This window comes from Pseudomonas sp. NFPP07, assembly GCF_900115645.1.
GTDB lineage: Bacteria > Pseudomonadota > Gammaproteobacteria > Pseudomonadales > Pseudomonadaceae > Aquipseudomonas > Aquipseudomonas chlororaphis.
The window spans coordinates 575515-600499 of sequence record NZ_FOXG01000003.1 but is presented as its reverse complement, the minus strand read 5'-3'; the positions used below and the strand labels follow the sequence as shown (position 1 = coordinate 600499).

25 protein-coding genes, 4 tRNA genes and 1 pseudogene are annotated in these 24985 nt (G+C 56.2%); 11 read left to right on the top strand and 19 right to left on the bottom strand.

The annotated features are described in order from the left end of the window. Positions 1–28: 28 nt before the first annotated feature. From rbsD to BM019_RS10870, 7 genes are all read right to left on the bottom strand, one after another. Positions 29–433, bottom strand: a complete 405-nt coding sequence (rbsD, locus tag BM019_RS10900) for a D-ribose pyranase (RefSeq protein ID WP_092418228.1) — start codon at positions 431–433, stop codon at positions 29–31. Then, positions 430–1347, bottom strand: a complete 918-nt coding sequence (gene rbsK, locus BM019_RS10895; protein WP_092418227.1) for a ribokinase — start codon at positions 1345–1347, stop codon at positions 430–432. The genes rbsD and rbsK overlap by 4 nt, the downstream gene beginning before the upstream one ends. Positions 1348–1369: 22 nt before the next feature. Continuing rightward, the gene (locus tag BM019_RS10890; RefSeq protein WP_009043054.1) at positions 1370–2389 is read right to left on the bottom strand and encodes a LacI family DNA-binding transcriptional regulator; all 1020 of its coding nucleotides are present in this window, start codon (positions 2387–2389) and stop codon (positions 1370–1372) included. 3 nt (positions 2390–2392) lie between these two features. Next, positions 2393–3370, bottom strand: coding sequence for an ABC transporter permease (locus BM019_RS10885; protein ID WP_007920531.1), 978 nt, complete (start codon positions 3368–3370; stop codon positions 2393–2395). Further along, on the bottom strand, positions 3367–4920 hold the full coding sequence (locus BM019_RS10880) for a sugar ABC transporter ATP-binding protein (protein ID WP_053260355.1): 1554 nt from the start codon (positions 4918–4920) through the stop codon (positions 3367–3369). The genes BM019_RS10885 and BM019_RS10880 overlap by 4 nt, the downstream gene beginning before the upstream one ends. Before the next feature lie 57 nt (positions 4921–4977). Continuing rightward, positions 4978–5934 (bottom strand): sugar ABC transporter substrate-binding protein, encoded by a 957-nt coding sequence (locus tag BM019_RS10875; protein ID WP_009043052.1) that lies wholly within the window; start codon positions 5932–5934, stop codon positions 4978–4980. Positions 5935–6179: 245 nt separating this feature from the next. Continuing rightward, on the bottom strand, positions 6180–6638 hold the full coding sequence (locus tag BM019_RS10870; RefSeq protein WP_009043051.1) for a hypothetical protein: 459 nt from the start codon (positions 6636–6638) through the stop codon (positions 6180–6182). Between the two features lie 323 nt (positions 6639–6961). On the opposite strand from BM019_RS10870, the gene BM019_RS10865 reads away from it, so the two are divergent. From BM019_RS10865 to BM019_RS10855, 3 genes are all read left to right on the top strand, one after another. Continuing rightward, positions 6962–8050, top strand: coding sequence for an asparaginase (locus BM019_RS10865; RefSeq protein WP_062823040.1), 1089 nt, complete (start codon positions 6962–6964; stop codon positions 8048–8050). Positions 8051–8285: 235 nt separating this feature from the next. After that, positions 8286–8522, top strand: a complete 237-nt coding sequence (locus BM019_RS10860) for a DUF1654 domain-containing protein (protein ID WP_007920547.1) — start codon at positions 8286–8288, stop codon at positions 8520–8522. 4 nt (positions 8523–8526) lie between these two features. Then, complete coding sequence (locus tag BM019_RS10855) at positions 8527–9216, top strand: endonuclease (protein WP_007920548.1); 690 nt, start codon at positions 8527–8529, stop codon at positions 9214–9216. 103 nt (positions 9217–9319) lie between these two features. Here BM019_RS10855 and BM019_RS10850 read toward each other — a convergent pair whose 3' ends face one another. Beyond that, positions 9320–9676 (bottom strand): SPOR domain-containing protein, encoded by a 357-nt coding sequence (locus BM019_RS10850; protein WP_009043049.1) that lies wholly within the window; start codon positions 9674–9676, stop codon positions 9320–9322. A gap of 267 nt (positions 9677–9943) precedes the next feature. Here BM019_RS10850 and csrA point away from each other — a divergent pair, with 267 nt between their 5' ends. After that, entirely contained in the window at positions 9944–10138 is a 195-nt protein-coding gene (gene csrA, locus BM019_RS10845) for a carbon storage regulator CsrA (RefSeq protein ID WP_007920550.1), read from the top strand. 345 nt (positions 10139–10483) lie between these two features. Next, positions 10484–10732, top strand: a complete 249-nt coding sequence (locus tag BM019_RS10840; RefSeq protein ID WP_062823043.1) for a hypothetical protein — start codon at positions 10484–10486, stop codon at positions 10730–10732. A gap of 75 nt (positions 10733–10807) precedes the next feature. On the opposite strand, the gene BM019_RS10835 is transcribed toward BM019_RS10840, so the two are convergent. The 6 genes from BM019_RS10835 to BM019_RS10810 all read right to left on the bottom strand — a co-directional run bounded on the left by BM019_RS10835 (position 10808) and on the right by BM019_RS10810 (position 15397). Continuing rightward, a complete protein-coding gene (locus BM019_RS10835) occupies positions 10808–11269 on the bottom strand; it encodes a DUF2214 family protein (protein ID WP_009043048.1) in 462 nt (153 codons plus the stop codon). A 134-nt stretch (positions 11270–11403) separates the two neighbouring features. Then, positions 11404–12867 (bottom strand): carbohydrate-binding protein, encoded by a 1464-nt coding sequence (locus BM019_RS10830; protein ID WP_062823044.1) that lies wholly within the window; start codon positions 12865–12867, stop codon positions 11404–11406. A 60-nt stretch (positions 12868–12927) separates the two neighbouring features. Next, complete coding sequence (locus tag BM019_RS10825) at positions 12928–13557, bottom strand: lytic polysaccharide monooxygenase auxiliary activity family 9 protein (protein WP_062823045.1); 630 nt, start codon at positions 13555–13557, stop codon at positions 12928–12930. A 323-nt stretch (positions 13558–13880) separates the two neighbouring features. Next, a complete protein-coding gene (locus BM019_RS10820) occupies positions 13881–14231 on the bottom strand; it encodes a hypothetical protein (RefSeq protein ID WP_007920558.1) in 351 nt (116 codons plus the stop codon). Between the two features lie 155 nt (positions 14232–14386). Further along, the gene (locus tag BM019_RS10815) at positions 14387–14749 is read right to left on the bottom strand and encodes an NUDIX hydrolase (RefSeq protein WP_092418226.1); all 363 of its coding nucleotides are present in this window, start codon (positions 14747–14749) and stop codon (positions 14387–14389) included. 171 nt (positions 14750–14920) lie between these two features. Continuing rightward, positions 14921–15397, bottom strand: coding sequence for a DUF3757 domain-containing protein (locus BM019_RS10810; RefSeq protein ID WP_175510614.1), 477 nt, complete (start codon positions 15395–15397; stop codon positions 14921–14923). Between the two features lie 444 nt (positions 15398–15841). Between BM019_RS10810 and BM019_RS10805 the strand changes: the two genes are divergently transcribed. The 4 genes and pseudogenes from BM019_RS10805 to BM019_RS10790 all read left to right on the top strand — a co-directional run bounded on the left by BM019_RS10805 (position 15842) and on the right by BM019_RS10790 (position 20601). Further along, complete coding sequence (locus tag BM019_RS10805; RefSeq protein WP_092418225.1) at positions 15842–17476, top strand: glycosyl hydrolase family 28-related protein; 1635 nt, start codon at positions 15842–15844, stop codon at positions 17474–17476. Between the two features lie 484 nt (positions 17477–17960). Next, positions 17961–18710, top strand: coding sequence for a hypothetical protein (locus BM019_RS10800; protein WP_204840175.1), 750 nt, complete (start codon positions 17961–17963; stop codon positions 18708–18710). 248 nt (positions 18711–18958) lie between these two features. Next, positions 18959–19387 (top strand): annotated as a pseudogene (locus BM019_RS10795) (SOS response-associated peptidase family protein); the annotation flags it as partial. A gap of 101 nt (positions 19388–19488) precedes the next feature. After that, positions 19489–20601: an acyltransferase family protein gene (locus BM019_RS10790; RefSeq protein ID WP_092418224.1), complete on the top strand. Its 1113-nt coding sequence runs from the start codon at positions 19489–19491 to the stop codon at positions 20599–20601. 41 nt (positions 20602–20642) lie between these two features. Here BM019_RS10790 and BM019_RS10785 read toward each other — a convergent pair whose 3' ends face one another. Next, complete coding sequence (locus BM019_RS10785; protein WP_092418223.1) at positions 20643–21680, bottom strand: hypothetical protein; 1038 nt, start codon at positions 21678–21680, stop codon at positions 20643–20645. A gap of 316 nt (positions 21681–21996) precedes the next feature. Between BM019_RS10785 and BM019_RS10780 the strand changes: the two genes are divergently transcribed. After that, positions 21997–22470, top strand: a complete 474-nt coding sequence (locus BM019_RS10780; protein ID WP_239691058.1) for a hypothetical protein — start codon at positions 21997–21999, stop codon at positions 22468–22470. Between the two features lie 263 nt (positions 22471–22733). Here BM019_RS10780 and BM019_RS10775 read toward each other — a convergent pair. Next, positions 22734–22810: transfer RNA gene (locus tag BM019_RS10775), tRNA-Val, on the bottom strand. Positions 22811–22993: 183 nt separating this feature from the next. Between BM019_RS10775 and BM019_RS10770 the strand changes: the two genes are divergently transcribed. Beyond that, positions 22994–24277, top strand: coding sequence for an NAD(P)/FAD-dependent oxidoreductase (locus BM019_RS10770; protein WP_092418222.1), 1284 nt, complete (start codon positions 22994–22996; stop codon positions 24275–24277). Between the two features lie 207 nt (positions 24278–24484). Here BM019_RS10770 and BM019_RS10765 read toward each other — a convergent pair. The 3 genes from BM019_RS10765 to BM019_RS10755 all read right to left on the bottom strand — a co-directional run bounded on the left by BM019_RS10765 (position 24485) and on the right by BM019_RS10755 (position 24890). Continuing rightward, positions 24485–24561, bottom strand: a tRNA-Asp gene (locus tag BM019_RS10765). A 117-nt stretch (positions 24562–24678) separates the two neighbouring features. Beyond that, positions 24679–24755, bottom strand: a tRNA-Asp gene (locus BM019_RS10760). Positions 24756–24814: 59 nt separating this feature from the next. Beyond that, positions 24815–24890: transfer RNA gene (locus BM019_RS10755), tRNA-Val, on the bottom strand. Positions 24891–24985 lie beyond the last annotated feature (95 nt).

Here is a 24985-nt window from a genome sequence, read left to right as displayed (position 1 = left end):
TGCGTGGTTGAACAGAGAGAGGCAACGCTCAGAACGTCACCCCGGCAATCAAAGCGATGTTGCAATAAGGCTGACACTCCCCCGTGCGAACGATCGCCCGCGCCTGGCGGCTGAGCACCTTGAACTCATCGTGGCTCAACAGCCTGCGCGCGCCCAGCGCCCCCTCGGCGCTCAACGCCTCGAGCGCTTGCAGGGTCGGGGATTGTCGATCCAGGATCTCCTGCGCCAGCACATGGCCTTCCACCTGCATCTCGCACAGCACCACCTGCAAGGTGCTGAGAAAATCCGGAATACCCTGGGTCAAGGCCAGGTCGATCAATTCGACGCCCGGCGGCACCGGCAGGCCGGCATCGCCGATGACCACGATATCGCCGTGCCCCAGGGAGGCAATCAGTCGCGACAGGGCGACATTGAGCAAGGGTGTTTTTTTCATGCGGGAGAGAACGCCTGTACGTCGGACAACGTGGGAATGGAAGGTTGCGCACCTGGGCGGGTCACCGACAGCGCTGCCGCGACCTGACCGAAACGAATCGCCTCGGCCTCGCTCTTGCCGGCGGCCAGGGCGGCGGCAAAACCACCGACGAAGGTATCGCCGGCGGCCGTGGTGTCGACCGCCTTGACCTTGGGCGCCGGAAAATGCTCGAAGCTCGTGCCATTGGCGAACAGCGAGCCCTGGGCGCCGAGCGTGATGATGACCTTACCGGCCCCGGCGGCGATCAAGCGGGCGGCCGCGGCTTCGGCGCTCGCCAGGGAATCCACTGGCAAGCCGCTGAGGGCCGCGGCCTCGCTTTCGTTGGGAATCAGATAGTCGATGAACGCGTACCAATCCGCCGGCAGAGGGCCACTGGCCGGCGCGGGATTGAGGATCACTGTCTTGCCCAGTTCACGGCCGCGCTTGAGGCTATGCCCCACCGTGGGCAGCGGCACTTCGAGCTGGCAGATGATTACGTCGGCAGCCCGCAGCACCTTGTCGAAGCCGCTGACCACTTCTGGCGTGAGCTGACCGTTGCCACCGGCCACGATCACGATTGCGTTCTGGCTGCTGTCGTCCACCACGATCAACGCAACCCCACTGGAGCCCGAGACAGCGGTGACGGCCTGGCAATCGATCCGTTCGGCAAGCAACGCCGAGCGCAATTGCTCGCCGTAGGCATCATCACCGACGCAACCGATCATCGACACCTGGGCGCCCAGGCGGGCTGCCGCTACCGCCTGATTCGCCCCCTTGCCACCGGAAACCGTGGCGAACGACTGGCCGATCAGGGTTTCACCGGCACGCGGCAACCGCTCGGCCCGGGTGACCAGGTCCATATTGAGGCTGCCTACTACCACTACTTTTGCTGGCATACATCGATACTCACAATTCGATTCAACGGTACTCGGCGAATGCGCCGGCCACGGGCGCCGTCGACTCGCGCAGGACAATGCTTGGGGTGACGATACGCTGGTCGGTCGGCAATCCTGGGGTGGCAATGCGGCGCAACAACAGCTCCGCCGCCTGCTCGCCCAGCTGCAGGATCGACTGGCCAACTGTAGTCAGCGCCGGATACACATAACGGCTCATCTGGATGTCGTCGAAGCCGATCACCGATAGTTCGCTCGGCACCCGGATATTGCGCTCCGCCGCCGCGCGCAACACACCGATGCCCATCATGTCGTTGCTGGCAAAAATCGCGCTGGGCGGGTTGCGCTCCAGCAACTGGGCCGCCGCGTGATAACCGCCGGTGCTGGTGAAGTCGCTCTGCAGGATGCGCTGCGCAGGCACCTCCACGCCGGCTTCGCGCAACGCCCGCTGGAACCCCGCCAGACGTAGCTGCGCCACGCTGGTGTAGTCCGGGCCGCCGATGCAGGCGATATCGCGATGGCCCAACTCGAGCAGATGACGGGTCGCCAGGTACGCGCCGTATTCGTGGTCGATACGCACCAGGTCCGCATCCACCCCTTCCAGCCCGCGGTCGACGATCACCATCGGCGTGCGCACGGCGGCCAGGCCCTTGGCCAGCCCGCCGTCGCCACCGGCCGAGGTCACAATCAGGCCGTCGATGCGTTTTTCCAACAGCACCCGCAGGTAGCTGCGCTGTTTTTCCGGGTCGTCGTCGGAGTTGCAGAGAATCACGCAGTAGCCGTTGCGCTCGCAATAATCCTCGATCCCCCGGGCCAGCTCGGCGAAATACGGGTTGAGGCTGTTGGGCACCAACAGGCCGATGGTCGCCGTGGTCTTGGCCTTCAGCGAGCGCGCCACGGCGCTGGGTACGTAGTCGAGCTGCTGGATCGCCGCCTCGACCTTGATCCGCACTTCCTCGCTGACCGGACGCGTCTTGTTCAGCACGTGGGAAACCGTGGTGTAGGAAATCCCTGCGAGCGCCGCCACATCTTTGATCGTTGCCATGACTCAGCTCCGCCGGCTTGCGCGCTGGCTGCGATAAGTATCCAGCACCACCGCAATCACGATGACCGCGCCGGTGATGATGCGTTTGGTCGGCTCGGTCGCGCCGATCTGCGCCAGCCCCGCGGCCAGCACCGAGATAATCAACACCCCGAAAAAGGTGCTGATCACCGACCCGCGTCCGCCCATCAGGCTGGTACCGCCGATCACCACCGCCGCGATCACTTGCAGCTCCAGGCCGGAGCCGGCATTCGGGTCCGCCGCCTCCAGGCGGGAAATCTGGAACAGCGCGGCGATGCCCGCCAGCAGCCCCATCAGGCTGAACACCAGGATCTTGTAGGGCTTGGGATTGATGCCCGCCAGGCGCACCGCTTCTTCGTTGGTGCCGATGCCGATCAGGTAGCGGCCGAACACCGTGCGCGTCAGCACCGCCTGGGCGATGAAGATGATCAGCAAGGCGATGATGAACGATGGCGAGATGCCAAAGGCGATCGGGTTCGACAACCAGGCGAAGGCATCACCGATATAGGCCGTGCGCGATCCGGTCATCTGGTAAGCCACGCCACGTGCCATTTCCAGCACGCCGAGGGAGACGATGAACGAAGGAATGCGCCAGGCGACAGTGATCGAGCCGGTGATGGTTCCGGCCAATGCCGCGCAGCCCATGCCCAGCAATGCCGCCGGAATCACGCTCCAGCCCCAGCCGAGAATCGCCACGCTGACGGTGGAGGCCGCCAGGGCCAGCACCGAGCCGACGGACAAATCGATGCCGCCGATGATCAGGACAAAGGTCATGCCCACCGCCAGCACCATCAGGTCCGGGATCTGGTTGGCCAGGGTGCTGAAGGTGTCGTAGGAAAGAAAGTGGCTGCTCAGTGTCGAGAACAGCGCAATCATTGCCAGCAAGGCACCGGCCAGCCCCAGGTAGGTACCCAGGCCGTAATAGTTGCCGCCACGTTTGCCGGCCGAAGATGCAGTTTTCATGGGAGGTCCCTAGGCGCCGCTTCGTTGAGCAACGCATCACGTTTTTGATAGCCGGCGAAAGCGGCGGCAAGCAGTTCATCCTGGGTCCAGCTGTCGCGCTCGAAGGTATCGATCAGGCGCCCGGCGGACAGCACGCCAATCCGGTCGCAGATCAGCATCAGCTCCCGCAGATCGCTGGAGACCACCACCAGCGCCTTGCCCTGGCGGGTCAGTTCGCCAAGCAGGCCATAAATATCGAATTTGGCGCCGACATCGATGCCCCGGGTCGGCTCGTCGAACAGCAGCACCGCGCAATCGCGCTCCAGCCAGCGGCCGATGACTACCTTCTGCTGATTGCCCCCGGACAGTTCGGATACCAGCTGCGCGGGCCCCGAACTGCGAATGCGCATGGCATCGATCTGCCGCTGCGCCAATGCCGATTCGTCACGACCATTGACCAGGCCGCCACTAGAGATCTCCGGCATGTTGCCCAGGGCGATATTGGCGCTGATGGATTGCGTCAGCAGCAGGCCTTCACCCTTGCGGTCCTCGGTGATCAGGGCGATGCCGTGGGCCACTGCATCGACCGGCGAACGGATATTCGCCACCTGCGCCGGATAACCCAGGGCCACCGTACCGCTGTCAGCCTTGTCGGCGCCGAAGATCAGTCGCAGCAGTTCGGTGCGCCCCGCCCCGATCAACCCGGAAATACCGAAGATCTCACCGCTGCGCACCTCGAAAGACACGTCCAGAACCTTGTCCGAACGGCTCAGGCCACTGACCGTCAGGGCCGGCGCGCCAATCTTGCGCGGGCCGAGATCGATGTGTTCGCCCAGCTCGCGCCCCACCATCAGGTTGACCAATTGCTCACTGTTGTAATTGGCCATCGGCTCGACACAGACCAGGCAACCGTCCCGCAGCACCGCAATGCGCTGCGCGACCCGGGCCAGTTCTTCCAGGCGATGGGAGATATAGATGATGGCCACACCACGGGCCTGTAGACGGGTGATCTGCTCGAAGAGCAACTCGACTTCGCGGGCCGTGAGCATCGCGGTCGGCTCGTCGAGGATCAGCACATGGCAGTCGCCGATCAGGTTGCGCGCGATCTCCACCATCTGCTGGTGGCCAATCCCCAGTTCGCCGACCAGGGTATCGGGGTCGATCGCCTCCAGGCCGACCTGGGCCATGGCCTCGATCGCCGCCTTGCGCAACTGTTTGCGGCTGATCCAGCCACCGCGGCTGGGCAGGTTATCGAGGAACAGGTTCTCGGCCACCGATAGAGTCGGCAACAGGTTGAGTTCCTGCATGACCATGCGGATGCCCAGCTCTTCGGCCTGGGTGCGACTGCCGGGACGGTAAGCCTGACCGTTGAAGCGCATCTCGCCGGTGGTCGGGGTCACCAGGCCGCCAATGATTTTCGACAGGGTGCTTTTGCCCGCGCCGTTTTCCCCGGTCAGCGCCAGCACTTCCCCACGCATCAGCGTCAGGTCGATGCCGGTCAATACCGGTTGCGCATAGGTCTTGCCGATACCGCTGACCGAAAGGACAGCGTTCACAGCGGAAACTGACATAAGAAACTCTCCATGCGCCCGCCTGTTCAGGCGGGCGCCGTTGCGCCGCCAGAAAGATTACTGGGTGACCAGCTCAACCGGAGTTTCGATCACGCCATTGGCGCCACCGTCCACCTTCTCGCCCTTGAGGATCTTCAGCGCCGTCTCGATACCGAAGACCGCCTGCTTGGCGGCGAACTGGTCGGCGGTCGCCAGCACGCGACCGTCCTTGAGCATCGGCTTGATGGCATTGATGTTGTCGTAGCCGACCACCTTGACCTTGCCGGCCTTGCCGGCCGCGCGCACCGCCGAGACGGCACCGACGGCCATGCTGTCGTTGCCGGCCAGCAGCGCCTTGAGGTTCGGGTATTCGCTGAGCATGGCGGCGGCGACGCGGTTGCCGGCATCGATTTCCCAGTCACCGGATTGCAGCGAGACCACCTTGATCTGCGCGGCCTCCATCGCATCCTTGAAGCCTGCGGTGCGCTGCTGGGCGTTGGTGGTGGTCGACACGCCTTCGATGATGCCGACTTCGTCCCCGGCCTTCAGATCCTTGGCCAGGTACTCGCCCACCAGACGCGCGCCCTTGCGGTTGTCGGGGCCGACAAAAGGCACGCTGATGTTTTTGCTTTTGAGTACGGCCGGATCCAGCTGGTTGTCGATGTTGATCACGGTGATACCGGCGTCCACCGCCTTCTTGATCACCGGCACCATGGCCTTGGAGTCCGCCGGGGCGATCACCAGCGCGTTGACCTTGGAAACGATCATCTGCTCGACGATACGGATCTGGTTGGCGGTGTCGGTTTCATCCTTGATGCCGTTGGAAACCAGGTCGAAATCGGCGGCATGGTCTTTTTGATACGCCTTGGCGCCGTCTTCCATGGTGAGGAAAAACTCGTTGGCCAGGGATTTCATGACCAGGGCGACCTTGGGTTTTTCCGGGGTCTCGGCGAATGCCGAAGAAAGGGGAAGCGTAGCGGATGCGGCAGCCAGAACAGCGACAGCGAGAAGACGTCCAGCGAATGGCAGCTTCATGGGTTCACTCCGATCTTATGATTATTGTGAGCAACGCTTGCGCCGGAGTACGCTCGACGACCTTCAGACCCGATTAACGCGGCTTGAAGCGAACCTGAGAGGTGTATGACTTTTATCGCCCAGGGCCTGCGCAAACGTTTGCGTAAAACGAACTATGCGAACCCTGCCGCTATTTGTCAACGGGCAAACCAAGCCCATGAGCCGCCCGGAACGCCAGGACAGGAGCCCCGTACGACATCACACAATCATGCGGTGGTACTGACCAGTGCGCCTGACGAAGCGTCCTTGCTCAGTTCCTTGACCAGCTTCCCCACCACTTCCTGCAATGCACCGCTGGTATCGGCGAGCTGGCCTTGAATCGCCATCACGACCGTCGCCTTGGCTTCAGGGGTCGGGTAGCTCGCCGCCTGGGCAGCGGCCAACTGCTGCTGTTGCTCCTGCAATTGGGCCTGCAGTTCTTTCATGCGCTTGAGCAGCATTTTCACCACCAGGCTTTGATTGTCCCCTTCAGAGCCTTGGGTTTCTGCCTTCTCGGCCTTCTCTGCCTCGGAAGCGGATGCCACTCGCAGCTTGCCCTCTTCATCGATCCCCAGGGCTTGCGCAGCGCTATCGGCGGCACCCTGGCTCAGAGCCTCGATAGTGGCCGGTGATTTACCGTTGATGGTGATGGCCCCGGCAGCGGGAAAACCGACAGAAATAGACATGTGAGCTCCATAAAGAAACGATCCTTGAAGGGCATCGGCTGCAAGGGCCTTCTCTTTAATTCAGCCTTTTCCTCAGGCTAACCAGAACTGTCGGACAACCGAACGTAAATCTTCCGAGCATTCGGAAAACCGGACAACGAAACGGCCACCGAATCCGACAAATAAAAATAAGTTGATATAAATCATTAAGTTAAAAGAGTTTTGCGACCAAAGTCCGACTGGTACAGATCCTGCTGTTCCCTTTCGCCCGCGGCATTCAGATCTGTCTCGGGTGTATCTAGATGAACCTGCACCAGCACCGTCTCACTACTAGAGAGAAAATAATGAAATCTGCTTTCAACACCCTTGTTCCGGGCGCTTTGGCCCTCCTCTTGCTCCTTCCGACTGCATTGCAGGCCAAGGAAGTCGAAACCCAACAGAAGCTGGCCAACGTGGTCGTGCTCGCTACCGGCGGCACCATTGCCGGCGCTGGCGCCAGTGCCGCCAACAGCGCCACCTACCAGGCCGCCAAAGTCGGCATCGAGCAGTTGATCGCCGGGATCCCCGAGCTGAGCCAGGTCGCCAATGTGCGTGGCGAACAGGTCATGCAGATCGCCTCTGAAAGCATCACCAACGAAAACCTGCTGCAACTGGGCCGCCGCGTTGCCGAACTGGCAGACAGCAAGGACGTCGATGGCATCGTCATCACCCATGGCACCGACACCCTGGAAGAAACCGCGTACTTCCTGAACCTGGTGGAAAAGACCGACAAGCCCATCGTAGTGGTCGGCTCCATGCGTCCGGGCACCGCCATGTCCGCCGACGGCATGCTCAACCTGTACAACGCCGTCGCCGTCGCCGGCAGCAAGGAAGCCCATGGCAAGGGCGTGCTGGTCACCATGAACGACGAGATCCAGTCGGGTCGCGACGTCAGCAAAATGATCAATATCAAGACCGAAGCCTTCAAGAGCCCATGGGGCCCGCTGGGCATGGTGGTGGAAGGCAAATCCTACTGGTTCCGCCTGCCGGCCAAGCGTCACACCCTGGATTCGGAATTCGACATCAAGACCATCAAGAGCCTGCCTGACGTCGAAATCGCCTATGGCTATGGCAACGTCAGCGACACCGCCTACAAGGCCCTGGCCCAGTCCGGCGCCAAAGCCATCATCCACGCCGGTACCGGCAATGGCTCGGTGTCTTCCCGCGTAGTGCCGGCCCTGCAGGAGCTGCGCAAGAATGGCGTACAGATCATTCGTTCGTCCCACGTCAATGCCGGCGGCTTCGTACTGCGCAACGCGGAACAGCCTGACGACAAATACGACTGGGTCGTGGCCAACGACCTGAACCCGCAGAAAGCCCGCATCCTGGCCATGGTCGCCCTGACCAAGACCCAGGACAGCAAGGAACTGCAGCGGATGTTCTGGGAATACTGATTGGCCCGCCCGACCTGCTCTGGTCGGGCACCGCTCTACCCCGCACTCGCCCGCCCTGGGCGAGTGCTCCGCCCCGGTTGGCCTGCCCTCTTCTTTATCCCGCAGATAAAAAACTCATTCGTTTTGCAGTAATCCGCGGATATTGCTGTCAGAAGAACCTCTTGAATTTTAAGCGGTTGCGAAATTTCCTACAGTAAAATACTGTACGCGCATACAGCCTAATAAGGAATGTTCCGTGCCCGCCGCAGCACCACCAAGCTCTTATGAACGCCTCGGTTTGCGCGTTCAGAAAATCATCAACTCGCCCAACGCACAAAAAGCCAAGGCCGCCCTGATCTTCCGTCAGCCCGACGAAGCGGTCGACGAGTGGGAGCGCCTGCTCGAAGAAATCGCCGAAAACGACAACGTCACCCTCGCCTATCGCGATGACGGCGGTGTGCAGATTTTCTGGGTCGTGCCGAAGGAAGACTGAGTCGATGATTGCCCGCTGTTTTGCTGTACTGCTGTTTTGCGTTGCCCTGAATGCCCACGCCGATGCGCCCCGTACCTTCAACGAAGCGAAGAAAATCGCCTGGAAGCTGTACGCCCCGCAATCCACCGAGTTCTACTGTGGCTGCAAGTACAGCGGCAATCGGGTCAACCTCGCCGCCTGCGGCTATGTCCCCCGCAAAAACGCCAATCGCGCCGCGCGCATCGAATGGGAGCACATCGTTCCCGCCTGGCAGATCGGCCATCAGCGTCAATGCTGGCAGCAAGGCGGGCGCAAGAACTGCACACGCCACGACCCGATTTATCAACGCGCCGAAGCCGACCTGCACAACCTGGTGCCGAGCATCGGCGAGGTCAATGGCGACCGTAACAACTTCAGCTTCGGCTGGCTGCCGGCGCGGTCCGGCCAGTACGGTTCGTGCCTGACTCAGGTCGACTTCAAGGCCAAGAAGGTCATGCCGCGCCCATCCATTCGCGGCATGATCGCCCGGACCTATTTCTATATGAGCAAGCAGTACAACCTGCGCCTGTCGAAACAGGACCGCCAGTTGTACGAAGCCTGGAACAAGACCTATCCGGTACAACCCTGGGAGCGCCAGCGCAATCAGAGCGTGGCTTGTGTGATGGGGCGTGGCAACGAGTTCGTCGGCCCGGTCAACCTGAAGGCCTGCGGCTGATATCCGTCCGGGTTGCCGATTAACGTCTGGGGCATGGATGGCCCCCTCAAGGATGATTGAGCGCCGGCAAGACTGGCCTTGACCCGGCACCCAAAAGAACGGCTTATTGCGCGACGCGGTGCTCGATCACCTGCGGTTCGATATTGCGCTTCTTGGCCTTGGTCAGCTTCTCGACCAGCTCGGTTTTCTTGGCTTCGGCTTCGGCCTGGGAATCGAACGGGCCGATCAGCACCCGATCCTTGCCATCTTCGACGACAACATAGGAAATGATCCCGTGTTCGATCAGCCAGCCGGCCAGATCGCTCGTCGCCTGAGGCAGGGTGCCGGCGACCAGCACATCCCATTGCGGTTTCGTGGCGGCCTGCGGCGGCTGTGCCTGGACAACCGGCGCCACCTTCTTGTCCTCCTCGACATGCTTGCCTTCACCGCATCCCGCCAATGCCAGGACCGCCATCATCATCGCTACTGTGCGCACAACCTACCCCTTGAAAGTCTGAGGCGGCGATTTTAGCACCCCAATCCCCTATACAAACGCCACAAAATCAGCGCGAAACAAGGAGAATGATATTTATCGCCTCTGTATAGTTGCACCTCGGGAATTAATACAGCGTCTGCGCGTCAGAAAGAGGCACCCACACAGTGGTACTTCGCAGTAATCTATACGCACTACTACCGACATCTGCACTGTCTGAATCAGGTGCCCTACTAAGCAATCAAGGAGAAGATCATGCTGATACTCACCCGCAAGGTCGGTGAAAGCATAAATATCGGTGACGACATCACGATCACCATTCTGGGCGTTAGCGGCCAGCAAGTCCGGATCGGCATCAATGCCCCGAAAGACGTCGCAGTCCATCGCGAAGAAATCTACCAACGGATCCAAGCCGGCCTCACCGCCCCGGACAAACGCGAAACACCTTGAGCGTCATGAGCAGCCAGCCCTTTGTCTCATCACAATGGCTGGCGCAGCGTCGTCGTTGATTGATTCCCCGCAACACCCACCCCTCTTCAAATGGCAGCGGCGAAGTTCTGGCCGCCAGCGCCAGCCCTGGCAAAAGCGCACTACCCAAGCCCTTCACTGATAGCGCTCCATCCCGGCAATCGGTCGATACGACTCGGCCGGGAGAAAGCCCTCCTTCGTTTTTGTATAAATACTCAGTAGCGTGGCAATGAGCAGGAGGAGTAATTTCAAGAGCTACCGCCTCCGCGAACCCGCCGAGGCCCCCCCTTGCCATCGGCAGATGCTTTACGAACAAGGAGTGGTCATATGCAAGAGTTCGCTTACCTTCTGATCACCAACGACCTGAATGCGATACGGACCATTGCCGCCTGCTCGACGGAGGGGCTCTACGAAGTCAAACGCGGAATATTCACCTTCCGCTCCGAGGCCAACGTCGACTACCTGCACCGCGTGCTGGCTATCGTCAGCGACGAGTTCGGCATCATTCCCGTGCAGCAGGCCGAGTTCAAAACCAACCGAGCCACCATCAGCAAGGCTTTCAGCCAACTCTGCTAGAACGCGCGGTGCTCGATGACACGCAACAGCTCGCAGCGAGCCCGAGGACACGCGATTCGTTGCTCTTTCCCCACCTCATGACTGGCCGAGCATGACCCCACGCGCCATGCCACTGGCCGCCACTACTATCAGCACAATCAGCAGCGCCTGCAGGTGGCTGATGCGTGCAAACAGCGTGGCGCGGCCGGTATCGATCGACGCCCCGCGCCCCAGGGCGATTCGCCATTTGATCAGCACAACCATTGGCCATATTTCGAGCAACAGGATGATGACGAACAAGGTCATCTTGATATGAAACAGCGGCTGGTGCAGGTAGTAATCCGTGCCTTTTTCGTAACCAGCGAAGGCGCGCAGCAAGCCGGTGATCAACAACACCGCGGCGGCCAGCCCCCAGCCATTGTCGGCCAGCAGAGCCCGGCGCACGTCCGCCCCCTCAGTGACCACGCGGCGCAACGCTGTACCGCGATTGAGCACCGCCGCAAAGGCGACAGCAAAGGCCAACAGGTGTACGGCCGCGAGAAACCAGTGCATGAGCATCGCTCCACTCTCCATTGACGGATGACAAAAAACGGCCTGTGAGTATTAGCCCATAACCCGCAGCTTTGCCTTGCCCGACACTCAATAAAAAAGCGCCCGTCATCGGGGCGCCTCTGTACTGCTCCTAGCCGCGTTCACGCACGACGCTGAACCGCCACCTTGGCCCAAAGGGTGAAGGCGACATCCGGAGTCCAGCCGGCATTCGAGGTGTGCTCTTGCAAGCACAGATACAGATTGCCCTGATAAGTCACACCATCATCTTTGCGATAGTGATGATTCAACTGCCATTCCGGGTATTGCGGGTCAGGCACCCCGCCGGCGGTCTTGATGTTCAGGTTGGTACTGGGCAGCGACTGATTGCCCTGGGCGTCCGTGGCGCTGACAAAGTAGCTGTACAGCGTATCGGTTTTCAGCCCCTCGTCCTTCAAGGTCAGCGAGGCCGTCTGGGCCACCGGCTTGCCATCGCGAAACAGGGTGTAGAACTCGATCGGACGAACACCGTGGGCAGCACTCCAGCTCAAGGTCACGCTGTTCTCTGTCTGTGCGGGGGAAAACAGGTTGCCCGGCGCCGAAGGTCGCTCCTCGCCGCTGCCGCCATGGATCAGCGGCGCATAACGATCACGGAACTCCCAGTTGTAACGGACGCCGTACTTGTTGAGGCCGTCATCCCAATTGACCGACCAGGTCATCAGGCCCTTGATCGACAATCCGGCATGATCCAGGCGCTTGAAGGCATTGCTCACCGCCGCAGGGTCGATGACATACCCGGTCGCTGCCGCGTCGACGTTGGCCGGCAGACCGATCACGAACTTGTCGGCAGGGATGGCGATATAGCCACGCGTACCGGTGACCAGGCTCTCGGTCAGATAAAACAGAAAGTCTTCCTTCAGCGCGTCGTTGTTCTGGGCAATCCAGGCACCCTGCCCGCCGTTGGCTTCCTGGACCCACAGACCGTCGCCGCCCTGGTTGTAGTATTGCGGCGCGATGAAATCGTAGTAGCCATCCAGCGCCTGGATATAACCGACGTATTTGCCGCCGGTGGCGAGGTAGGGAAACTCCGGCGCCATGCTGATGATGAAATGCTTGCCCTCGCCTGCGTAGTGATCCTTCACCAGCTTGAGCGCCGCCGGCAGCACGATCTTGTTGTCGGCAAAATCGATGGCACTCTGCTCGAGGTCGATGTCCAGCCCGTCGAAACCATAGGTTTCCACCAGACGGATGATTTCGTGGGCCAACGCTTGCTCGTTGCCCTTGTGCAACTCGATATGAGCGTCCGCACCGCCAAGGGAAATCAACACCGCCCGCCCCTGGCTGTTGAGCACGCCAACCTGGCGCCGGAACTCCTCGTCCGACAGGTTGTAGGGCTTGAAGGTGGGAATGCCGTTGCCCTTCATGAAGGCTACCGCCACCACGTTGTATTCCTTGGGTACATCGACCAGGTCGAGGTTGGCGAACTGCCCCTGCTGGTAGCCGTCACTGGGGCCTGCCGGCCAGTTGTGCCAGAAGCCCATGAGAATCTTCTTGCCTGCGATCGACGGCATCAACGATGCCGAATCATTCGCCTGAGTCTTTACCGCTGCAAAGTTGATCTTGTTCACGTTCTAATCCTTCAGAACCATTTAAAGAGAATGACAACTTCTGCTGTTATTCGAAGTCGACTATTTGAAGTCGACGTCGAACGCCTGATAGAACGCATTGCCAGTGTTGGCGACAATCCACGCTAGCACAATCACGTGATGGCCTTTCTTGTTCTTGGGCAGTGTCACCTGATGTTCGACCTTGGCCTTCATTTCATCGCCGTGCTGGTCATACGGAACTTGTGTATAGAAGTCCTTGAAGAAAGCCTGCGGCTCCAGTTGCGCACGACTGATACGCTGTTTCGGGTCCCAGCCATCTTTGGTGATGAACCAGCTGTAACCGCGGGTCACATGAGGAGCGGTGTACTCCCACTTGACCTGGAACACCTGCCCCGGATCGACGTTGAGCAACGGCCAGGAGAACGAACGCCCAAGCTTCTTCGACATTTCTTCATTGGTGAAGTTGAGGCAGTCACGCTCGTCGGTCTTGCCGCCGCTGAGGATATACCCATCAGCCGGTGGCACAACGCTGGCGACGTCGCTCTCGTATGGCTTCGGAAAAGGTCCGCCCACCAGGGCCGGGAAATTTTTACCGCCTTCCATCTCATTGACCTGCCAGGTGCCGAGCAGCCCCAGCTCGACGGCGACAGCGCCACGGCTGGAGGGGGATACGACACGCCCGTGTTTCGGTTGAACTAATGGCTTATTCATTATTGTTCACTCCTTTGTTTAAATAAATCTCCTTCTTGAGGAGAACTTTTAAACTAGTCCAAACCAGTGTTTTGTCTACTGATTCGCGCATACAAAATGCCGAGCAAATTGTCGCACCTCAACAAAGCCGGGACATCAACCAATAATTACAGCGCAAACCTACAGGGAGAAAGGCAAATAACTTACACAAGCAACTAAATGAATATTCAACTAGCCTCTTGTCAACCAACCCTTCAGGAAAAACAATGGAGATATTCAATAAACCATAAACCCGGCAAGAGCCGGGTTCATGATCCGTTTACTGGATAGCGTTCAAAAAGGAATTACAGGCAAGTCGCCAATGCGGCCAGTCTACGCTTGGCGACCCAGTTGTCCTGGACCGCGTAATAATTGACGGTGGTACCCGAAGCCTGCCCCCGAATATCGGCAAAGGACTCCGCCGAACGGGTATAGACCGTGTATCCACCCACCTTGGCAGATTCCAGATAGGCCGACGCATCCACACCGAACACAGCTTCGTCCTGCCAGGCAAACTGCACACACTGCGCCACGATTTGCTCCGCCTTGGCCGACGAGAGCACCTTGTAGGGGCTCTTCGAACGCGCCTCATTCATCGCCGAGCCGGCACACCCCGCCAGCAACGCCACGACCATTACCGCCATCAACACCCGCATCACGCTACCTCGCGTAAAAACGCGACTGTATCACTCACATGACAAGCCATTGGCACTCGGCTGCGAGAAAACCACTCGCAGACCATTTCGCTCACTGGCCGGAAAAACAAAAACCCGCGCAAGGCGGGCTTCTTCATGAATCGATAACACCTGGGTTAAAGGCGGCGTAAAAACGAGCTCACAATACTCTTGGTGGCAGCCGTTGCATCCAGCTCACGGGCAGCCCCATAGGCATGCCAAGCAATGGCCGCAATTTCATTCAAGGGCCGGGCATCCTCGGCATTGGCCACGGCAACCTCGAATACATGATGCCGTACATTGCCGGCGTCGAACTCCAGGATGTAAAGAGGCTCACTGGCATCCAGCCCTGTCTCTTCCCGCAACTCACGTACCGCGGCAGCAGCGGGAGACTCCCCAGGCTCGACCTTGCCGCCCGGTAAAGACCATTTTGCGCGATCCTTGCGGACAAAAAGAATTTGCCCTCCGTGCGCACAAATTACCGTCGCTCTACTCTTCATAGCTGCACCCTACCCGACCACATCCTGCCCGTATTGCGCAGGGAACGTGCATACAGACCGAAAACCGACTTAAAAGTGTCACAAAAATGTCATGAAATGCATAAGCATTAAGGATGCCAAAAAGACAACGGCATAACCTGGAACAAAACCCATCCATACAGACGGAGACATTCACTTCAAATAAAAACTGCATGCATCTCTATAGGTATCCGTGCATTCCAGAATCGTTGATGAAGAGAAGTCTCGAGACTCTTTCCATGACAACGAGCTTCCAATCCACATGACCTGTTTGTAATGACCGCCGAGATCAAGATGCATATTCAAATATCGGCCACCGGAGGTTACATAGATACAGCTATTTATAAAGCCAACTTTATCGACACCTTGGTGAGTCAATACAAAATAGCTTTTCTCGAAGTTGGTAACAGCTTCCATGGCACCATCAGTCAACCCCCCGACCCATTCAGCCCCCTCACTCTTGGCTGGCGCGCTAAAAACCCCTATCTCGCCCTTAATATCTCGTGGTGAAGGGCATGACTCCTGGTCACCCGACCAATCAGGGATATTGAAGTAACTGCTACCAGGCGCGGCATGCACGAATGTAAATAGCGGTGAATACAGTAACATCCAAAATACCGACTTATGCACGTCTCGCTCCGTCATGATTTCCAGAGCGTGGTTTTTACCAGCCGGGGGCAGCCTTAGGATGTAGGACAATTCTTAAAATTACTAATCTTTTTCCTTACACTAGAGTATTCTGCTTCCAACATCGGGCCTGCCCAGAAATGAGCATACATCTCAGGCCCGGGCATTCGTTTTGCTAAGTGCTATGCAGCGTCTTCCGGCTGTGACATATGAACCCTGCCTCTACCACCACCAGCAAGCCAAACCAACGCCCCATGGTTTCCGTAGACGATAATTACCATCATTACACCTCACAGAGCCTCAAACGTCTTGATCTCTATCACATTATCAAGTGGAGCGATGTGCCTAAATCAGCACCTCTCCCAACATGGACACATTCGAGCTAGACTAGCAAGTAATGGCATGATGAATCCATGCCTGACCTAGCTCCATGCATTCGGAAAAAAAATGAACTCCAAGAAAAATAAAGAACCACTCCCCACAAACCGTAGACAATTGCTTTCTCTTCTAGCTGCAACTTCAGCTCTGCTCATGTCATCCCCGGCTAGATCAACACCAACTGCTTATAAAAATGACAACTTAAAAGATGCCAATTTCGCAAAAAACATAGGCACACTTAAAACTCTCGATCCGACGCCAGCTCGGTCGATTTTTGTGATTGACCATACGCTTTCTGGCGACGGAGGTGGTGGCCATTTTTTTTGGGATACGCAGTCAACTGATAATGCTGACGATGCTCTTGTCATAAAAAGCAACTTATCATCTACTGGCCGATGGCATCGCCAACTCCAGACTAAAAATCTTATTAATGTCAGATGGTTCGGAGCAGTTGGAAACGGAATAACAGATGATACAGAATCCATTGATAGCGCTCTAAACTCCCTCGACAAAGCAGGAGGAACTCTATATTTCCCAGATGGAAATTACCTCATATCCAAGACCGTACACCTAAATAAAGACAATATAACCCTACGTGGTAACGGCGCATCAAGAACTACTCTAACGCTGGACAAGGACAGCACTGCTGAGTATGCAATTTATAGCGATAGATCAAGCAGCTACAAAATATCAGAACTTACTGTAGATGTTAACCAAAAAAACCGGGCCAATATTTTAGGAGACAACCGTAGAAGTTGCGGCATTGTCCTATATAACTGCAATGACAGCAGTATCCACAACTGCACTGTTAAAAACACGATCGGTGATACAAAAAACTATTCAGGAGTGGCCTTTGCTATTGCGGGTCGCTCTAGCCGATCAACAATATCCGATTGCAGCGCTATAAACTGTGGACCTGACCCCACCAGAAAGTCAGATGGTTTTTTCATCTCAGGAGAACAGATTCTGACATCAAACTGCATTGCAGATAGTGTCACAGATACTGCCTTTGTCATCGAAAGCTCCAGATTTTCTGGATTAACAGGGTGCACCGCTACAAACTGCAGCGCCGGGGCTGCAATATCTCATGCAGATATAGAACATGACTCCTCTGGAAACTTCATAAACGGACTATCGATAAACAACTACAACGCAACTGTTACCGGTGCAATATCAATAAGCATACCAATTGAAATCAAAAGCAAAACAACACTCATAGATACTGTAATTTCAAATATTATCATAACCACGAAAAAGGGTCATGGCCCAGCCATAAATGCTCGCAGCGTCTCCGCCAACAACCAAATAACCGGTCTATCGCTCTCCAACATACGAATAAAAAATTCAGGAACTCAAGGAATATTAGCAAAAGCTGAAAACTTGATGATCAGCAATTGCGACATCGAAGGTTCAAATGATGCTTCGATACAGATCGATGGATCAACACAAGTATTAATTCAGTCATGCAGAGTAATCCAAAACAATTCACCTATTGCAATTGCAATCATAGATTCGCAAAAAGTTATCATAAAAGACTCTGTCATCGACTGCCCGCCAAATGGTGAGTGGGGAATCTATTGCTACGGCAGGGAAACGGAGGCCATTTCCATGAATAACATAATCACAGGTTTTAAAAATGGTGATATCGGATATGATTCTGGAGCAACGATAACAGCCATGCGCCCTTCATTTACAAAAATATAAACTCCAAATTTACTCAGATATAAAATTTTCAAGTCGATTTAGAACTACCCAGCAGGCCCAACCGCCTTGGTCCTGCTGAAGTCGAATCAAAGATAACTCTGCGTCTAGACACAGAAAACCATCCCTCAAAGATCCTTCATAGATCCCAGCGCTGACACCCCAGCAGAGCAGATTTTGTTTGGTAGGTGCGATTGGACTCGAAGCAACGACCCACACCATGTCAAGGCGACCACAAGAATAACTACAACACATTGATTTTAAAGAAAAATAAAGCAACTCATAAGAATATAAAACAAGCGATATCCCCCTATAAGAATCAATAACTTAACGTTGGATATTCCTACAGGAGTCCTCTCTCCTCCAGCGCTCTGCCGATCGATCAGATTGACCCGTGTCGCGTTGTTAAACTCATTACAGTGTTGCGTCGTCATGATCTGCGGATAAGATGCGGGTTTCCGTACCGCCAAAAAAGGAATTTCTGCGGATGAGTAAAGGCATCAAGATGTTATCTGCGGTGGATGCGCTAGGGGGCCGCTATTCCGTAGACAGCCTGCAAACGCAATATGACAACAACCAGCCGATACCTACCCTTTTCTGTGATAGTCCCAACTGCGGCAGCGCTGTTCGATTTGTAAAACAGCACACGGAGAATCGCATGGATCGCGTTGAACCCATCCACGTGCCGGCCTATATCGGATTGAGTCGAGGGTCCGAGCATATTCTGGGCTGTCGCTACGACGCACCTAGGCGCCTGAAGCTGATCCTCGCTGCTGCCTCCGACCGTAACTTTATGCACACGCTGGACGATGGTAAACGTGAACTGCGCCTCCTGATTCTCCATCAGGGGTTAAAAGGCAAAGGGGCCTCAGTTAACGCAGCTACACCGCCCCCACCATCTGACACTGGCAACTCATCACAACGCCCGACAGGACTTCGTGCCACAGGCCAGCAACTCGACAGCTACCTGCGCACCACCACCGACTTGCTTGCCTTGCGTGCGGCCTGCGATGACGATGAACTTCTGGCAACGCAACTGAAATTGCGCTTTGGCAAACACACCTTAGGGTGGAAAGACTTTTTCTTTGAATCCGGGCGTTATGACGAAGTCTGGGAAAAATTGGCACCCGGCGCTCAACACGATATGCCATTAGCATTGGTGGGAACGGTCAAATCCCATAGATCGCCACCTGCCGGCGCCACCTATACCACGACTTACCTGAACTGCGAATATTAATACAACCGCACCACTGATCCAAATCGCCAAGATTATTTTGAAGTCAGTATTCTGGCTGCGGACATTTCCAGTGGGCTCACAGCTCGTCATGTTTGGCCTGTGGCGACGCAGTAAAACCACCGAGTCGACTAAACCACATACCCGCGATGTAGCCCGCCTCATGACGTATGTCACGCATAAACTTAGCTTGTCACCCGTGTCCAAGCGGCAGTTAGCAGTCATCATCTGATTTCTACAGCCCCCTCATACGGGCGATCTAGCCCCGCCGCTCACTCTGCCCCGATTGATGGATGATTTGAGTGAGTCGACAAGGCGAGCCGAAGAAACAGCCCTACTACATTGCTCGCCGATCCTCTGCGCCGCCATCGGCCAGTTCCCCCGATGCCAACAAAGGCCATGGCGAGCACGACGAATTCGTGATCATCACCGCCGACGCCCAGGGCGGGATGGTAGACATTCACGACCGCCGACCCGTGGCGCTGGCGCCGGACCTAGCCCAGGAGTGGTTTGACCCGGCCACGCCCCAGGAGCACTCCGAGCAGTTGGTGCTCCACTAGGGTGAACCTGCCGAGGTATTCGAGTGGCTTAAGGTCGAGCGCGCCTTGGGCAACTCGAGAAACCAAGGTGTCCATCTGATCGAAAGGAGAAACGCGCAAGACAAATCTGACTTTTTCTAGCCGAAATCCGAATTGGATCCAACTCCTTAGCTTATACCCTCTGTTATGTATAGAATCCAACACTAGGAAGATACACAACTGAAAAACTGAAGGACTCCCTCATGCAAAGGATTGCATTTGCGAACGCCTTGCGCGGTATTGCCGCTCTCTGCGTTGTCATCGCGCATTACATTCTCATGTTCAATTACATTCGAGGAGAATTCGGCGGGCTTCCGGCACTGCCCGAAACACCATTCCCCGCATGGATGATTAGTGTTTTCAACCCCCTGATCAGCTTGAACGTAGGGGCGTTCGGCGTAGCCTTGTTCTTCCTAATCAGCGGACTTGTGATTCCGATATCGGTCGCGAGCCTATGCGGGAAGACACTGGCAAAAACCAAGTTCGCTATCGGTCGCCTATTCAGGATTTGGCCGACCTATATTATTGGTCTTACAATAACTTTGATAGCGCTTGAGATTGCAGCAAGATATATGGGATACATCACATCCTATACAGCCAAACAAGTTATTATACAGATGTCATTATTCCGTGACTGGTTTGGAAGCTCAGTTCCTTTGGACGGAGTTGTCTGGACGCTTGAAGTTGAGATTAAATTCTATCTTATTGTGCTGCTGTGCTGGTCGATGATTAGCAAAGCGAAGTTATTCCCACTTTTCGCACTAGGCATTGCAACAGTTCTTGCCGCCAACTTTTATCCGAGCAACACCTATAAAACAGGGGTAGTCGCGGCGCTAGTCTTTCCAATTAAGTACGTGTTTTTTATGATGATTGGTGTTGCATTTAATTACCATCATCGCGGACTTTTAAGCCTGGAGAAACTGTTTGCACTGACCGTGGGAATGCTCTGCGTATTTGGCTACAGCTGCTTTGCAGAAGGGTGGCAGATCGAAGTAATCGTTTCTTACTTTGCAGCATTCGCGCTGTTCACGGCCTTTTATCTGCTTGCTCGAGACTGGAGTGGTGGGCCGGTGTTCGACTTCCTTGCAAACATCAGCTACCCCTTGTACGCATGCCATGGAGCTTTTGGAATCGTTGGGATGCGGATCATGATTGATCAAGGTGTTGGGGCTGTACTGGCTCTTGCTATACAGATAGTTGCTACCATTATTCTCTCTTGGATTATTCACAAAACAGTTGAGAACCCAACGCACGTCCTTGGAAAGAAACTGGCCATGATGATCAGCCCACCGATTGCGCCAATCGCAGTACGCTGATAATGAAAAGCCCGCTCAGCGGGCTTTTCGCATGCCTGGGTTTACTCGAAAGGAATTGGCTCAACGATGTAGCAGTCTTCGCAGTCTTCAGTGATGACCGTGTCCAAGACGATTGGTGACGCGACCTGCGGACGAAGAAGGCCGGAACGGATGGACGCGGTATAAACACCAACGTTTACCGTGTTAAAGCGTCCCATCGCATTAATAGAGACAGTATCAATACAGTAGTTCATTCCCTGACCAACACCGCAACTTTCGCCGCCGGAGTTGACAATCCGAGTTGAGTCCTGTCCTTCCACCATAACACCCCAAGTGTTCTGGGCATCTTCAATACCAGGCTCGGTCCCAGTGCAGTAGCTGTTGATAATAGTGTTGTACTCGCCGCCATTATCGAGCAGCAACATAGTGCGACCAGTCCAGTCGGTCGAAGTTATGTTCTCAATCACACAGTGCTGGGCATAGTGCATGTGTAGGCCGACAGCGCAATCCCCGGTGAACTCCAGGTTTCGGATGTACACATTCTTGATCGGTTCACACAGCGCGACAATCGCGTTTTCCGGGTGCTCTCGCTTGATGACCCGGTTGACGATCAAGGAATCAGCCAGGACATAGATAACCTGCCTGACCTCCATCGGGCCATCCAGCGGCATCGGATAGGTGTCAAAGTCAGTGGAGGCATCCGAAATTACAATCCATGACCCGTTCGTGTAAGGGGTCGTATCCGCAACGAAAATCTGGGTTGTGTTGACGTGGGCTGTAGCAGTCAGGTAGCTGCCGGGCCGGACGTTGCCCTCATAATCAATCGCTGCGTAGCTGGGATCTGATGGCAGCTCGGGGTTTCGGCCAACCCCACTGCAATCGATCGTGACCTTATCGATCCCGGGCGCGGGCTCAATGATCTGGCCGCTATATGGCCAGTTGTCGTCGCGGTTCAAAAGCACTGTCGTCCCGATTGGACATTCAATGCCATTGATTTGCAACCAACGATAGCCAGCCTTCAAGATCGACTGAATTTGAGGTCCGTTATCGGCATTAGGATTCGGGGTAAAGATGTATGGGGTATCGACATAAATTGCCATTTATCAATCTCATGCTAGAAAAGTGGGTGCCCTCCATGGCCGCACATGTATATCCATACAGTAGTATTATGACAATTTTTAACGATTTGCCCTAATCCAATCGTCTCAATTTTTTGCGTAATCCTGACACGCCACCAGAGCAATCAGTCCTTGGTCCCCATCGTTGGTGATTCTAACAATCGTTGAGAATGCTCCGGGTCAAGTCGGGCTCACGGGACTCCATGAACCATGGCCGCCGGTGGCGGTGGTGGCAGCCACTGGCTGCATCCGCACTGGCAGCTGTAGATCGGCAGTAGCAACGCTTCCATCATGACGAATGGCTGGTGGACAAGGGGTACACGGCGCGCCCCGTGAAGAAATCAAGTTCAAGCTCGAACGGTACCGGCAAGATCTCGGCGATCGACTGATCGGGCGGATGGACGGGCTGGCCATGGCCGAATATCTGGACCAGCTCAGTAACAACGCCTACACGAAACACAGCGGGCTGTGGGTGCAGATCTTCGCCTTCGCCGTGGCCAAAGGCCTGGCCGAGCGAAACAACGCCGAGTTGACCCTGGTAAAGAAGGAGGCGGAGAAGAAGCGACAGCGGCACACGCTCGACGGCCTGAAGTCGATAATCAACGCCGCGACCACGACGCAGTGGCTGAAGAGCGTGATTCGCCTGGCATTGGTTAGCCTTCAGCATCGTGAAGATATCGTCACATGGCTCAAGTCAACTGTGGACATGGATAAAAACACGCTCACTGTGTCGCCGGGAAAGACCCTGGGTATGAAAAACCGGCTCACCTGAAGATCACCATGGGCACCGCGCTGCGCGAAGTGGTCGGCGAATGCCTACGATCCCCTCTGGTATCGCCGTACCTGATTCACTACAAACCGAAGGCCAGGCGCTTCTGGGGCATGCGGACGAGAAGATGACGAAGCACTACCAGGAGGGGCACGGCGACAAGACGATCGAGTACGTTGAGATGGGGTTTTGCAAATCGCGGACAACAAAAAAGGGCCCACCTTTCGGTGGGCCCTTCTAGACCGCCCAGCAGAGCGGATTTTGTTTGGTAGGCGCGATTGGACTCGAACCAACGACCCCCACCATGTCAAGGTGGTGCTCTAACCAACTGAGCTACGTGCCTGCTGTGAGGCGGCATTCTACGGAATTCCGGAGGGGTGTCAACACCTTTTTTGCAGCTAACCCTCTGAATATGCGAATTTTTATTTTTTGAGCCTGCCAAGAAGATTTTTCGATGGCTGGTAGGCGTTTTTCAACTCAGGTAGGATCCACGCAATCGTCAAGAATATTAAACAGAGGTTGCAGGATGGCGAACACACCTTACCCACAGTCGTATTACGCGGCGTCAGCCAACGCTGCTCCAGCCCGGCCGCTGCTGCAAGATGATGTGGAAACCGATGTCTGCGTGATCGGTGCCGGCTACACCGGCCTCTCCAGTGCCCTGTTCCTGCTTGAGAATGGTTTTAAAGTCACCGTCCTGGAAGCGGCCAAGGTAGGCTTCGGCGCTTCCGGGCGCAACGGTGGACAGATCGTCAATAGCTATAGCCGCGACATTGATGTGATTGAACGCAGTGTCGGCCCCAAGCAAGCTCAACTGCTTGGCCAGATGGCCTTCGAAGGCGGCAGGATCATCCGTGAGCGGGTCGCCAAGTATCAAATCCAGTGCGACCTGAAGGATGGCGGAGTGTTCGCCGCCATCACCAGCAAGCAGATGGGTCACCTGGAGTCGCAGAAGCGCCTGTGGGAGCGCTACGGCCACACCCAGCTGGAATTGCTGGATCAGCGCCGCATTCGCGAAGTCGTCGCTTGTGACCTGTACCAGGGCGGCATGCTCGACATGAGCGGCGGGCATATCCACCCACTCAATCTGGCACTGGGTGAAGCGGCAGCCGTGGAATCCCTGGGTGGCGTTATCTACGAGCAGTCCCCGGCGGTACGCATCGAACGCGGTGCCAATCCGGTGATACATACCCCTCAAGGCAAGGTCAGGGCCAAGTTCGTCATAGTCGCGGGCAACGCCTACCTGGGCAACCTGGTGCCGGAGCTGGCCGCCAAGTCAATGCCGTGCGGCACCCAGGTCATCACCACTGAACCATTGAGCGATGAGCTAGCAAAAAGTCTGCTTCCCCAGGACTACTGCGTCGAGGACTGCAACTATCTGCTGGATTACTACCGTCTTTCCGCCGACAAGCGCCTTATCTTTGGCGGCGGCGTAGTCTACGGCGCTCGCGACCCGGCAAATATCGAAGCCATCATCCGACCGAAGATGCTCAAGGCCTTCCCGCAACTCAAGGATGTGAAGATCGACTACGCCTGGACCGGCAACTTCCTGCTGACCCTGTCGCGTCTGCCGCAAGTCGGACGCCTGGGCGACAACATCTACTACTCCCAGGGCTGCAGCGGCCATGGCGTCACCTACACCCATCTGGCGGGCAAGGTACTGGCAGAGGCCCTGCGCGGCCAGGCAGAACGTTTTGACGCCTTTGCCGAGCTGCCGCACTACCCCTTCCCTGGCGGCCAGCTGTTGCGCACCCCATTTACCGCAATGGGCGCCTGGTATTACAGCCTGCGGGACAAGCTGGGGTTCTGATAACCCTGCCTCTCTGCAAATAAAAAACCGCCCATAAGGCGGTTTTTTATTTGCAGAGAGGCAATATCGACTGCCTGAGCAGTATCGAAAAAGCCGGATCCCGAAAACAAAAAACCCCGGCCTTTCGACCAGGGTCTTTGCTATCGATCCGAAGAGCTTGCGGCTTCTTCGTCACTTGAAGGCGTTCAGTGTTCCTTCAAGTAGATATGGCGCAGCGGACGGGACTCGAACCCGCGACCCCCGGCGTGACAGGCCGGTATTCTAACCGACTGAACTACCGCTGCGTATCGCTTGGACTTGCGCCCATGTGAACCGTTTAAATCGTCTGACTGAAAGACTTCGAGGCTTCGAGGCTTCGAGGCTTTTCAATCTCAGAGCAGGAATACCTGATCTGGAAAATATGGCGCAGCGGACGGGACTCGAACCCGCGACCCCCGGCGTGACAGGCCGGTATTCTAACCGACTGAACTACCGCTGCGCGTCGGTTGGATGCTTCCGTGGAAGCCTCCGCCTTTCTTTCGAAAGACACTCAAGAAGTGGTGGGTGATGACGGGATCGAACCGCCGACCCTCTGCTTGTAAGGCAGATGCTCTCCCGGCTGAGCTAATCACCCTTTGCTTCGTTGAGGCCGCGAAATTTACGCAGATACCGATGCTAAGTCAATACCCTGCTTGAAGTTTTTCTGAAAAAGACAAAATCACGACAACG

Coding starts and splice junctions, on each gene's coding strand:
- rbsD (WP_092418228.1), bottom strand. CDS start 433: ATGAAAAAAACACCCTTGCTCAATGTCGCCCTGTCGCGACTGATTGCC.
- rbsK (WP_092418227.1), bottom strand. CDS start 1,347: ATGCCAGCAAAAGTAGTGGTAGTAGGCAGCCTCAATATGGACCTGGTC.
- BM019_RS10890 (WP_009043054.1), bottom strand. CDS start 2,389: ATGGCAACGATCAAAGATGTGGCGGCGCTCGCAGGGATTTCCTACACC.
- BM019_RS10885 (WP_007920531.1), bottom strand. CDS start 3,370: ATGAAAACTGCATCTTCGGCCGGCAAACGTGGCGGCAACTATTACGGC.
- BM019_RS10880 (WP_053260355.1), bottom strand. CDS start 4,920: ATGTCAGTTTCCGCTGTGAACGCTGTCCTTTCGGTCAGCGGTATCGGC.
- BM019_RS10875 (WP_009043052.1), bottom strand. CDS start 5,934: ATGAAGCTGCCATTCGCTGGACGTCTTCTCGCTGTCGCTGTTCTGGCT.
- BM019_RS10870 (WP_009043051.1), bottom strand. CDS start 6,638: ATGTCTATTTCTGTCGGTTTTCCCGCTGCCGGGGCCATCACCATCAAC.
- BM019_RS10865 (WP_062823040.1), top strand. CDS start 6,962: ATGAAATCTGCTTTCAACACCCTTGTTCCGGGCGCTTTGGCCCTCCTC.
- BM019_RS10855 (WP_007920548.1), top strand. CDS start 8,527: ATGATTGCCCGCTGTTTTGCTGTACTGCTGTTTTGCGTTGCCCTGAAT.
- BM019_RS10850 (WP_009043049.1), bottom strand. CDS start 9,676: ATGATGATGGCGGTCCTGGCATTGGCGGGATGCGGTGAAGGCAAGCAT.
- csrA (WP_007920550.1), top strand. CDS start 9,944: ATGCTGATACTCACCCGCAAGGTCGGTGAAAGCATAAATATCGGTGAC.
- BM019_RS10840 (WP_062823043.1), top strand. CDS start 10,484: ATGCAAGAGTTCGCTTACCTTCTGATCACCAACGACCTGAATGCGATA.
- BM019_RS10835 (WP_009043048.1), bottom strand. CDS start 11,269: ATGCTCATGCACTGGTTTCTCGCGGCCGTACACCTGTTGGCCTTTGCT.
- BM019_RS10825 (WP_062823045.1), bottom strand. CDS start 13,557: ATGAATAAGCCATTAGTTCAACCGAAACACGGGCGTGTCGTATCCCCC.
- BM019_RS10820 (WP_007920558.1), bottom strand. CDS start 14,231: ATGCGGGTGTTGATGGCGGTAATGGTCGTGGCGTTGCTGGCGGGGTGT.
- BM019_RS10815 (WP_092418226.1), bottom strand. CDS start 14,749: ATGAAGAGTAGAGCGACGGTAATTTGTGCGCACGGAGGGCAAATTCTT.
- BM019_RS10805 (WP_092418225.1), top strand. CDS start 15,842: ATGAACTCCAAGAAAAATAAAGAACCACTCCCCACAAACCGTAGACAA.
- BM019_RS10800 (WP_204840175.1), top strand. CDS start 17,961: ATGAGTAAAGGCATCAAGATGTTATCTGCGGTGGATGCGCTAGGGGGC.
- BM019_RS10790 (WP_092418224.1), top strand. CDS start 19,489: ATGCAAAGGATTGCATTTGCGAACGCCTTGCGCGGTATTGCCGCTCTC.
- BM019_RS10785 (WP_092418223.1), bottom strand. CDS start 21,680: ATGGCAATTTATGTCGATACCCCATACATCTTTACCCCGAATCCTAAT.
- BM019_RS10780 (WP_239691058.1), top strand. CDS start 21,997: ATGGCTGGTGGACAAGGGGTACACGGCGCGCCCCGTGAAGAAATCAAG.
- BM019_RS10770 (WP_092418222.1), top strand. CDS start 22,994: ATGGCGAACACACCTTACCCACAGTCGTATTACGCGGCGTCAGCCAAC.